This is a genomic window from Pedobacter sp. P26, assembly GCF_050632135.1.
GTDB lineage: Bacteria > Bacteroidota > Bacteroidia > Sphingobacteriales > Sphingobacteriaceae > Pedobacter.
This window is the reverse complement of sequence record NZ_CP192574.1, coordinates 970308-982019: the sequence shown is the minus strand read 5'-3', so window position 1 is coordinate 982019 and position 11712 is coordinate 970308. Positions and strand designations below refer to the sequence as shown.

At 37.9% G+C, this 11712-nt stretch carries 9 protein-coding genes; 3 read left to right on the top strand and 6 right to left on the bottom strand.

Translation table 11 applies throughout. The features are described 5' to 3' along the window. Positions 1 to 24 precede the first annotated feature (24 nt). The 4 genes from ACQ86H_RS04650 to ACQ86H_RS04635 all read right to left on the bottom strand — a co-directional run bounded on the left by ACQ86H_RS04650 (position 25) and on the right by ACQ86H_RS04635 (position 1754). Positions 25 to 186 (bottom strand): hypothetical protein, encoded by a 162-nt coding sequence (locus tag ACQ86H_RS04650; protein WP_431294009.1) that lies wholly within the window; start codon positions 184 to 186, stop codon positions 25 to 27. A 4-nt stretch (positions 187 to 190) separates the two neighbouring features. Next, complete coding sequence (locus tag ACQ86H_RS04645; protein WP_431294008.1) at positions 191 to 481, bottom strand: hypothetical protein; 291 nt, start codon at positions 479 to 481, stop codon at positions 191 to 193. Between the two features lie 116 nt (positions 482 to 597). Beyond that, positions 598 to 1338, bottom strand: coding sequence for a carboxypeptidase-like regulatory domain-containing protein (locus ACQ86H_RS04640; RefSeq protein WP_138818444.1), 741 nt, complete (start codon positions 1336 to 1338; stop codon positions 598 to 600). Between the two features lie 68 nt (positions 1339 to 1406). Continuing rightward, a complete protein-coding gene (locus tag ACQ86H_RS04635) occupies positions 1407 to 1754 on the bottom strand; it encodes a Spx/MgsR family RNA polymerase-binding regulatory protein (RefSeq protein ID WP_138818445.1) in 348 nt (115 codons plus the stop codon). 307 nt (positions 1755 to 2061) lie between these two features. Here ACQ86H_RS04635 and ACQ86H_RS04630 point away from each other — a divergent pair, with 307 nt between their 5' ends. The 3 genes from ACQ86H_RS04630 to ACQ86H_RS04620 all read left to right on the top strand — a co-directional run bounded on the left by ACQ86H_RS04630 (position 2062) and on the right by ACQ86H_RS04620 (position 5040). Then, entirely contained in the window at positions 2062 to 3600 is a 1539-nt protein-coding gene (locus tag ACQ86H_RS04630; RefSeq protein WP_431294007.1) for a sensor histidine kinase, read from the top strand. Positions 3601 to 4084: 484 nt separating this feature from the next. Then, entirely contained in the window at positions 4085 to 4318 is a 234-nt protein-coding gene (locus ACQ86H_RS04625) for a GIY-YIG nuclease family protein (RefSeq protein WP_371717076.1), read from the top strand. A gap of 47 nt (positions 4319 to 4365) precedes the next feature. Next, the gene (locus tag ACQ86H_RS04620; protein ID WP_138818446.1) at positions 4366 to 5040 is read left to right on the top strand and encodes a LytR/AlgR family response regulator transcription factor; all 675 of its coding nucleotides are present in this window, start codon (positions 4366 to 4368) and stop codon (positions 5038 to 5040) included. 268 nt (positions 5041 to 5308) lie between these two features. On the opposite strand, the gene ACQ86H_RS04615 is transcribed toward ACQ86H_RS04620, so the two are convergent. After that, positions 5309 to 9319, bottom strand: a complete 4011-nt coding sequence (locus tag ACQ86H_RS04615; protein ID WP_431294006.1) for an alpha-2-macroglobulin family protein — start codon at positions 9317 to 9319, stop codon at positions 5309 to 5311. Further along, positions 9298 to 11661, bottom strand: coding sequence for an MG2 domain-containing protein (locus ACQ86H_RS04610; protein ID WP_431294005.1), 2364 nt, complete (start codon positions 11659 to 11661; stop codon positions 9298 to 9300). The genes ACQ86H_RS04615 and ACQ86H_RS04610 overlap by 22 nt, the downstream gene beginning before the upstream one ends. Positions 11662 to 11712: the final 51 nt, after the last annotated feature.

The following is an 11712-nucleotide window of genomic DNA, read 5'->3' as shown; positions in this document are numbered from 1 at the left end:
TATCCTCAACAATAGATGTGAATTTTACAGCACCTGCTTTTGTGCTACGCTGATGTTCTGGATTTTATAGCCACCATCAAATTTTTCGCCCTGAGCACCGTAACGGCTGCGTGAAGGGGTAATGGCATAACCACGCGAAGTTTCTTTAAAGGTATTCTGATCTAATTGTAACCATAAATAAGGCAACTTATCAGGACTGTTGTTTTTGTAGGTAATGGTAACTGTTCCGCTTCACCATATTCTTGATTTCATCAAGGTTGGCGGTAATGTTATAATCTACGTGGTTTTGCCAGTATTTTGGCCCTGGTGCACCAATTGCCGAGCGGAATTCATTTCCGTTTTGGGTATAAAATAGTGGTCCAAATGCTTCAGCAGGATTATAGTTGGTTGCTGGTACAGGGGGTGTAGCCTGTTGGGCCGATGCTGAAAAAGCAAAAACACAACAAACCAAACCAAAATTAATCAGTTTAGTCAATTTCATGATCATAATAAGGTTGTAATACTGCTGTAAATATAAAAAATAACCACATATAGATTTATATGTGGTTATAATGTTACCAATAATGGTTATAATGTAATTAACATCTGTAAAAAGACTTAATTAGCCTTTAATTTTGGCAGATCTTGCAATTTTCTTTCCTGCGGAGTTAATTTTTTCCACGCTACAAAGGCACGTGAAATGTAAAACGAATATTTAAACGGTCTTTCGGCCTTTACGGCTTCGATCGAAGGCCTGTAAATGATCATAAAGTTTTTAAGTTCTTCGCCTTCCAGCTTGGTAAGATCAGTGATGGCCTTTGGCGTAAAGTTTTCGTCGATTTCATCCTGGTACATTTCCTTTTCTTCTAAATCGGCTTCTTTACGCTGTTGTCTTTTATATTTACCATAACCTAAATTCAGGTTTAAACCTCCAACCTTATCTTTCATGCGCTTACGGTTTAGGTTGCCCCCGGTATTTAATAAAGTATATTTCTCTGCCAGTGGATCCTTTGCATCGGTTACCTGGCTGTTCATCCGCACTGCGGTAATATCAACATCTTTTAAACTATTTGATTTAACAGGCAGGTAGATGGTCCTGTTTAGGAGATTGGTTAAATAAAGCGTGTCGGTATGGTAACCTACGGCAGAAAATTCAATCAGATCACCAATGTTGGCTGCAATGGTATATTTACCCTCTTTGTTGGTACTGGTAGATTTTTTACTGTTCAGGTTTCTGATGGAAACGCCAGGCAGTGAGAGTGTTTTTTTCGAATAATCGAAAACTGTACCCGTAGTTACCGTTTGTGCAAAAACGCCCATAGGTAAGGCAAGTAATAGAAAAATGATCAGTTTGTACATACTCAAAAGTAACTTAGTTCGACATTTAAAATCTGCTTTTAACAAACTTTAACATTAGAACAAATGAATCAGGCTAGTGTTTTTAAATAATTGTCATCGTCAAATCCAATTAATATGGCTTTGCCATTCTGCTCAATAATCGGGCGTTTTATAGCGCTGGTATTTTCTTTTAAATAAGCGATTGCCAAATTCTGGTTATCAATTTTTGCCTGCTCCTCTTTGGTGAGTTTTTTCCAGGTTAAACCTTTACGGTTCAATACCGTTTCCCAGCCGAAAGTATTACACCATTCGTTTAATTTTTCTTCGGTAATGCCTTTTTTCTTAAAATCGTGAAATTCGAAATCTACCTGATGTGCTTTTAACCAATCGAGCGATTTTTTAACTGTATTGCAATTTGGAATTCCGTAAACGGTCATATATAATAATGTAAGATGGAAAATGTATAGTGGATGATAGGGAAGCCAATCCAGCAATCCGTTTCAAAGATAATAAAATTGTTTATCCGTGGTGTTCGATATTGCTATCCGACACAAAGTTGAACAATTGATTTTCGCGAACAATCAGATGGTAACATCTGACTGCACGATGAACGAAAAAACTCAATCTTAAAATCCCACAATCGTATAAATCCTGATCATTCGTCACATTTTTAGCCCCATCTATCACATTTTAAATATTGTAGCCGATTCTCTTTGTAAAATTGTACCATTAATTAAAACAAAAATGGAAATTCTTTCAGGTAATTCATCTGCTATCAAATCTAAAAACATCAACCAGCTTGAGTTTTGGATTTCTACAACATTATACATTCTTGCATTGATCAGTATTTGTACACAAATTACTTACGGATCTGGCGGATCGTACCGTTTTTCTGAAAATTCAGTTGAATACAGCATCATGGCAAATTTCTTTCTTCCCGAAATATTTAAGATCAGTATCATTTACTTCAGTTTTTTGCTTTTCAATTTTGTTTCAATGCCTCAACTGGCAAAGGGCCGTAACTTAACCATGAACCTGATCATGACCATTGCTGTTACCGCGTTTTCTATTATTGGATGGATGATAGCCAATACCTATTCGGAAGCTTACCGTCTGGTGGAATATGATGATATAGACCGCGGTTATGACATGTTTTTTGGAGAAGCTTTTACCTATATATTTTTTATTTACCTGCTTTTTAACGCTTACGCCTATTTTAACGAGCGTGGCATGGAGCTTTTTAATAGAATCCATTTTTTAAAGACTTATAATAAAAATATTGTTTCAGAGATATTTGTGAGTACAAAAATCTGGCTGGTTACGCTCATGGTATTTGCGGCAGTACTCTCTTTAAAAATCGATTATGAATTGCTGATCGTTTGGTTACTTGTACCACCGGTAAATATTTTCTTTGCCTTTTGCGCTATTTATTACATCATTCCAAATCTTCGAAAAAACTTTAAGGGTTTTGGCCGGTATTTTTGGGGCAATGTAGGTTTAACTATTATCACTTCACTCCTATTGCTCATTATCCTTATTCCTTTTATGCGCAATGGCGTAGTTGTGCCAATTACCTTAAGTTTAAATGCAATATGTTTAATCTGCATTACCACACCATCTGCCTGGTATGTTTACAAGCATAAATTTGAAAAGCTGAGCGAAATACAAATGCTTAAAACAGAGCTGGGAAAATCGGACGCCAACCTGAATTTCTTAAAATCGCAGATCAATCCACACTTTTTGTTTAATGCGTTAAACACCCTTTTTGGCACGGCTTTACAGGAAAATGCGGAAAGAACGGGTGAGGGGATTCAAAAACTGGGTGATATGATGCGTTTTATGCTCCACGAAAATACCCAGGATAAGATTTCGCTAACCCGGGAGGTGGAATACCTGAACAATTATATCGATCTGCAAAAACTGCGTACCTCACGCTCGGCAGATATCAGGATTGACACCCATATTGAGGAACAATTGAACAATTTGCAGATTACGCCAATGTTGTTAATTCCCTTTATCGAAAATGCATTTAAACATGGGATCAGTTTGCAACAGCCATCATATATTAAAATTACGCTCCAAACTAAAGAAAGTACCTTATATTTTGATGTGAGCAACAGCATTTACATCAAGGCAGATAACGATCCTGAAAAATTGAAAAGCGGTATCGGACTTGAAAATGTAAAACAGCGACTGTCGCTGCTTTATTATGGAAAACATGAACTGATTATCCGTGAAAGTGCTAATGAGTTTTTTGTCCATTTGACTTTGCAGTTGGATTAGGCTGATTGTCACACTGAGCGGATTCGAAGCGCCAATAGATTGTTTTTAAGCTGGTTGTTTACGCTTATCATGATTTTGCTATATTTAATTAGGCTTAAATTTCCTTCGACTCCGCTCAGGATGACATTATTAGTTTTGTCACGCCCAGCGAAGTCGAAGCGCCAATAGATCGTTTTTAAACTAGTTGTTTAAACTTATCATGATTTTGCTATATTATTAGGCTTAAATATCCTTCGACTCCGCTCAGGATGACATTATTAGTTTTGTCACGCCCAGCGAAGTCGAAGCGCCAATAGATCGTTTTTAAACTGGTTGTTTAAACTTATCATGATTTTGCTATATTTATTAGGATTAAATTTCCTTCGACTCCGCTCAGGATGACATTATTAGTTTTGTCACGCCCAGCGAAGTCGAAGCGCCAATAGATCGTTTTTAAACTAGTTGTTTAAACTTATCATGATTTTGCTATATTTATTAGGATTAAATTTCCTTCGACTCCGCTCAGGATGACCCAAATTGTTATACCGCTAGAAAAAGACCTTTAATCTTAGTATTTTGCGAGCACTTTGAAGACATTAACGAAGCAATAAGTTTAGAAAAACAAATTAAAGGTTGGACGAGAAAAAAGAAAGAGGCTATTATAAATGATAACTGGGATAGACTTAAAGAATTGGCTATTTGCAAAAACACGACTAGCCATACGAATCTTACCAAGTAATGAGCTTCGACTACCTTCAGCCTGACATCCATAAGAATAAATAAAAAATGATTGCCATTGCTATAGATGATGAACCGATTGCACTTGATATTATAAAATCGCATGCCTCAAAAGTTCCGTTTGTAGAATTGCAGGAAACCTTTACTGATGCCTTTGCAGCCATTACTTATCTTCAGCACAATAAGATTGACCTGATTTTTCTGGATATTAAAATGCCAGATATTAGTGGCATTGACTTTTTAAAGAGTTTAAGTAAGCCGCCCATGGTTATTTTTACCACGGCTTATACCGAACATGCAGTACAAAGTTTTGAACTTGATGCTGTTGATTATTTGTTAAAACCTTTTTCACTTTCCCGTTTTTTAAAGGCCTGCAATAAGGCCCACGAACTCTTTAACCTGCGTAGCCAGAAACGGGAAGCTAAAACGGACTATATTTTTGTAAAAGATGGTTATGAACAAATTAAAGTGAATTTAGATGAAATCTGCTATGTGGAAGCCTCGGGAAATTACACGCAGATCCAGCTTAAAGATAAATTACTGAGCTCGCGTATTACCATTAACGATCTGGCTGATTTACTACCAAAAACAGATTTTATCCGCTGCCACCGGGCCTTTATTGTGGCCAAAAACAAAGTATCCAAATTTGACCGCAGCCAAATTTGGATGGGAGATAAAATTATACCCATTGGGGCCACTTACGGTGGGATACAACTTACTTAATGCAATTTAAGCCTCGCAGGTTTTCGAAATCTGCTGGGTCTGGAACAGCGATATGAAACGCAGAACCATTGTTAATAAACCCGATAGTAGCGTAAAACCCGAAGGTGAGGCACGAACCAAGGCTTTGAAGCGGATAGCGGGACTTTTATAACCCAAGTACGCCTAACCCTGCTTTCCAAAAACATTGATCACTTAAGTCACCTGCATCTAAGTAATATGTAGGTTTAAACCTCTCCGGTTTTAAAAACCTGCGAGGTTTGTACCCCATTTATTTTACACTTACTCTTATTCCTGCAGAATGTGTGGTAAACTCTGGCGCATACATACTTTGCAAACTGGTAATCCCATTCGAAAAATTACCGGCATGTGTAACCCTTAACGGATATTCGAATACATAAGTTCCTTTTGGCATGTAACTGATAAAGAAATTGGTTGAAGCGTCTTTTGTACTTTCATAATAACCCAAACCATCCTGGTACTTATATTGGGAGATCACATTTACGGGCTCGAAACCTGATGAACGCATATCTTTTAAATGGATATATTCCATATCCCTATCACAGTTAATTTCTATACGCACCTTCAATAAATCGCCTGGTGCCAAAACATTGCTGGTAGTAAGCGGCGTTAACATATCGCCCTTATTGCTGGCTTTCTGAATAAATAATTGCTTTTTGATTTTAACCCCGGTATTGGCCGATGCGATTTTATCCAATTGCTCAAAATATTGCCAGTATAATGCACCCCAGGCTATGGTTTGATTATTGTTTTTAACCTCTACCCTGCCCATTTCAGGTTTAACATTTGCACCCGCAATGCTTACTTTCTGATAACCGGTTCCAGCCTCTTTTATAGCATTGGGTTGCTGCAGTTCCGTTAATTTCTGACCACCAATGGTGATTTCTGGTTCATTATTTTCGGCTAGTAAATCAGTACCTTTCATTAATAAGGCATAACAGGCTGCTGCAGTAGCTTTTGTAGTTTGCCAATCGTTGGTTTGTTTATTTTTGAGCAACCAGATTTTCATTTCCTCTACCGCTTTGGTATCATTGGCCACTTCATCAAAAGCCTCAATTAACAAAGCCTGCGTTTCAACCGGACTTTGGTACCACCACCAGCCCGCTCTATTCGTAGCCCAGTACATACCCAGTTCGTCGTTTTGTTGTGCGGTTTGACTTAACAGGGTAATGATTTTTTTCGCTTCTACACTATTGCCGTTTCTGTTTAAAACCAAAGCTGCCTGTGCCAACTGGTAAGTATCAAAGGTTTTCCAGTCGGCCACTAATTTTTTGAGGTAAAAATCTTTAGCTTTTACAAAGGCTGCTGAAGTATTTTTTTGATTGGTGTAACTTCTGGCAAACAGGTAGTGTAAAGGCAAGTAACCAAAGCGTTTTTCCTTGACTTCTTTCTTATAATCCTTAACGAATTCCGCATCTAAATAAATAATAGCCTTATTTAGCATTGCATTAAAATTTGGATAAGATTTTTCGTCGATCAGTTTCAGTTTTTTTAACTGACCCATTCCCAAAACGATGTGCTGGGTAATGTAGCGATCTTCGCGCATGCCACTAAACCATGGGAAAGCACCGTTATTAAACTGCATTTTTTCTAATTTCTCAAAATTTGCTTTTAACTCATAGGTCATTCTGTTTAAGTCGAAAAGTGTAGCCAAACGTTTTTTACGTTCGCTTTCATTAGCTGCATTGCGCATCCAGGGAGTTTCTTCTAATAAAATCGATTTCAATTCCTGGTTTTTCTCCAGGTTAGATAACAATGCTTCGCCGTTATTGGTGTTTTTCCATTGTTCAAAAACCGTTTTAATTTTTGGCGATGAATTAATAATTCCAGTTGCGAAACTATTGGCATAAAAGCGGCTAAATGTTTGCTCGGCACACTCATACGGATATTCCATCAAGTAAGGTAAGGCCTGCACCGCATACCAAACCGGATTGGAGGTAAACTCGAAAGTTAAACTTTGGTTGCGTAAAGTTTTTGAGGCTCCTGATTTCTTCAGTTTCTCAAAATCGAAAGTTTTGGTGGTGTTGCCGCGTACATTTATCTGCATACTTTCGGTAACCAACATGGCATTTGCTAAAACCGGAATGGTATTTTCTTCACCATCGCTAAATTTGCCACTTTGGGCCAAAACTTTATAGGTAATGGCACTAATGCCTGACGGGATAATCAATGTCCATTTTAAAACAGTATTGCCCTCATCATCCACTTCAAAAGTTTTTTCCGATTTTTCATTTGCACCAAAAACCTGGACCGGTTTTCCTGTTAAAGCATCGGTGAGCGCTAAACTGGCATTACCTGTCAGTTTTTTACCGGCCAGGTTATTCAGTTTGGCGCTTAATAAAATGGTATCACCCTCACGAAAAAAACGTGGTGCATTAATGGCAATGGCCAATTGTTTTTGCGTAATCAACTCCTTTGTGATAGATGCCGTTCTTAAATCTTTGGTATGTGCAAAACCCATCATTTTATAACGTGTTAAACTTTGCGGGATGGTAAACTCGATCTTGATTTCGCCTCTAGCATCAGTTAACAACTGCGGATAAAAAAATGCAAGTTCGTTAAAGTTGGTGCGTGGGGTTACGTTGGCTTTTTTAAGAGGTTCAATTTCCTCCCGTAGTGTTGTTGACTTATCTTCAGCTGCCATTGGAAAGATAATCGCATCGGCAGATCTACTGCCATAAATTGCATTGGCCGCAACTGGAGCACTTTGTAAAGTGGCAACACCCCTAATCTGAACAACCGAACCAGTCATATTTTGCTTTTTTTGTGTAGCATATCCAGTAACCACCACTTCATTTAAAGCATTCCCATCTTCTTTCAGCGTTATATCAATCCGTTTTTTACTACCTATTTTTATAGAATAGCGTTTAAAGCCGATAAAAGAAAAATTAAGCGTCTCCCCTGCTTTGGCATTAATGGTGTAAATACCAAAAATATTGGTGGTAGTAACCATTTTACCTACGCTAACCTGTACGCCCGGCAGTATTTCGCCCTGATTATCAAACACCACCCCATAAATTAATTTACCATTTTCCAACTCCGCGAGTTTTTTTAACGCTTCCGGAGATAAACCTTTTCGTTTAGCCCTTTGTAAATTGCTGATGTAGTTCCTGTAACCAGAGTTGTATCCGCCATAATAGTTATACCCAAACAGATTAAGGTTTTCGTAGCCCCGGGTAATTACGCTATAATTTCTATCCTGTCTTAAAAACCATAGATAACCTGGGTTAGCAACATTGCTTACATTGAAATTCCAGTTATAAAAACCATAATTAAAACTGGTTTGCAGATTGGTATTCCAGTTCATCTTCCTCAGGTCGTCCAAACTTGCATCGTAAAGTGTAGCCACCATTTCGGCCATTTGTTTTTCTCCCTTGTTATTACTGATCTGCAGTTTCCAGCTTTCCTTTTCACCAGGTTGCAACTTATCGCGAAAGGTTAAAAAGCGGATGTCCAGTTCTTTTTGTGGGTCTGCAATTTGAATCTGTTGCATGGAGTTGTAAACAGTGCCTTGATGCACCATGGTAAATTGCACAGCAAAACCATCTTCGTAATTGGCTTTTGGTTGTATTTTAACAATGGTCTGTTTTGGCGATAAATTGATCCACACTTTTTCTGCTATGCTATCGCGATAATAAATTTCGTAATAAGCCTTGCTGTTTTCTGCCAAACCTGCCAAACGAAATACAGCGCTTTCGTTTGGTTTGATCACAGTAACTTCTGGTGCAATCCATTCGAGGTTTGATTGTATTACCGCAGGTGCTGCATGATAAATCACCACGTATTTATCTACTGTAACCGTATCATTTGCTCCATTTACTGCCATTAAGCTGATTTTATAATAACCTGGTTTCAGATCTTTCTGACTAAAGCTTAAATTTCCACGACCGTTTTTGGCGCTAAGGTTTTGCTTAAATTCTACTGATTTTACCGGCCATTTGGCTACTTCAAGTTCATTGTTATAGTCATCATCAGGAAAGTTTTTAATAAAATCTTCCTTGCTCATGGCATAATTTTCGGCATAAAAAGGGCTTTTGTTCATCAGCCTTGATGGCGCCTGCAGTAAACTCCATTCAGCTTTAACATCAGCCTTAATGGCTTCATTGTTTAAATTGGTAACCGAAAAGGAGATACTATCTGTTTTATTACTCAAATACTCAACTTGCGCTGCACTGATATTAAGTGTAATATCCTTCTTTCCAACATTTAGGCCGGTCGTTTTAGAACGGGTTTCGCCATTTAAATCAGTGATATCAGCCACAATTTCATAGCTATAATTTGCCCTGGCATCCGTAACGTTTGCAAAAAAGTAATCTCGAATTTACCACCTGCTTTGGTGCTTGTTTTCCCGATGGCTACCTGCTTTCTTTCAGCGTACATCCTTGAGCCATAAATAACACTCCGCTGCTCATAGCTGAGCCTGTAATCATCCATCACGCTCCGGAAAACTTTATAATTTACCTTCGCGTTGCTCACCGAATAGCCAGAAAAAGAACTGGCTTTACCCTCTACTTTAATGCTATCATTCAGTTTATATTGTTTGTTGGGTTTATCAAATACCACTTCGAAAGTAGGCCGCTTATACTCTTCAACTTGTACAGCAATGTGGCCATATTCGGTTTCAATTTCCATCTGACCGTTCAATATGCCCATTGGGATGGTAAACGAACCTTGAAATGTGCCGTAATTGTTACTCATCAATTTCGTTTTGGTAATCTCTTTTCCATTGGCATCATTAAAAGAAATATCAACGGCCTTATTTACGGCAATTTTATTCTTCCCATTCAGAATATTCAAACACAATCCTTTATAATAAATGGTTTGTCCCGGGCGGTAGATAGGTCTGTCGGTAAATAGAATTACACGTTCCTCTTCTTCATCTTCATCATCCCGGTAGCCATTATAATTGTTAATGTTGATCTGCAATTCATCCTTACCAAGCTTTAATAATGCGGCACTCATGCCAGACTGGGTTTCGGCGGTACTGGCATAACCATTCCCATCTGTAGTTAACAATTCACCATCAATATATTTACGCGTATTGTAATCATATCTCCGTTGCCTGATCGTAACATTTTTTAAAGGTTCACCATTATTCGACTGACGAACAAAATATTCATGTTTATCAATATTGCACCTGTTAATAACCGCCATTGCCGTAACCTTAAAGTTGATGTTACTATAAACAGTATCGTTCTGTTTGCGGTTAATGGTCCGGGCAATTAGAGTATAACTACCAAAAGGCAATGCCTCAATTTTATCAACTAAACTGTGGGTTTGATAATCGTTGGTTTTAGGCACAGCCACTGCCCACTGCTTAACTATTTTATTCTTCCTTAAAAAAGCTAAAAAATCGGCCTTATTGTTAAACTGTTCATAGTCATTTTTAAATTCGGGCGAATGGTACAACTTCAGCTGTACAGTATCTGTATTTTTGTAGGATAGATATAATTGACTAGGTTGATCTGGCTGTACAAATTCTTTTACTTTAACCGATAAACTACTGCTTTTAATCTCTTCGATTAAATTCCTGGCATTTTCTGCCCCGATGCTTTTTGGGAAGGCATTTATCGCTTTTTCTGACAAAGCAACCGCTGTAATCAGGTTTTGTTTATTGGTATCAACGGGTAATTGTGCATTTTTATGTAAAGCAGCCTGCTCATATAAAATATCAGCAAAAACTTCGCTTTGCATGCTTTGCTCAGCCAACAGACTTAAAGCGTTATAGTACAATTCCTGTTTGTCCCCGGTAAAATGCTGTTGTACAAATTTTAACCTTTTTAAATCCACATCGGCCAGTGCTGAAGAATTACTGCTGTTTTGATGAAATCTGATCAGGTTTTTAAACAGCTGCAAAGCCTGTGCTTTAAATGAAGAACTATCGGCCGGTATGGTAATGTTTAAAAATGTTTGCCTGTTGCCAAACCAATCAGCATTGCTCATGTCAATCAATTCATCATCATATTGCGTAAGATTGAGTTGTGTATTACTAAAAACATCAATGGCACGGTGGGCCAGCAGGTCGTATAAAGTAGGTCTAAAGCTTCTGTATTTTTTATCACCCGCTAAAACTGCATCTAAAGTATCTACTTTCGTCTGTTGTAAAATCTGGCTTTCTTTTAACGATAACAGGTAATATTTAACCGTTTCATCATTCAGCTTTTTAATGCTCCAGGTTTTAAGGTCATCGCCAATATCACCCTGCACCTGCGTACGCTGGTTAATCTGCCAACGGTTCTGTTGCAGGTAGTTCCAATAGGTTTCAGCTAAAAGTGATTGTAAAATGCTTTTTTCAGGCTGTTTGGTGATATTGATATCTTTGCGCAAATTGATCAAAATCTTATCAAAGGCATTTTCTTCCAGGTAACTTTGAAACATCATCCGGTAAATAACCGATTTAACCAACAAAGGTGTATTATGTGTTTGGCGCGCCTGCTCATTAATTTTTTCAATCAAAGCAAGTGCATTTTTTGGTTTGGCCTGGCTGGCAATAGAATCTACCCTGTAAAAATCGTTGAGTGTATATTTCTGTTGTGCAGAAATACGTAAGGACAGCAAAATGAGGAGAAAAAATAGGGCGGGGAGGCGTAATGATATATTCATAGGTAGCGTGCGTTTTTAGTATAGATGGAATGAACGCCTAAATTCCATAAG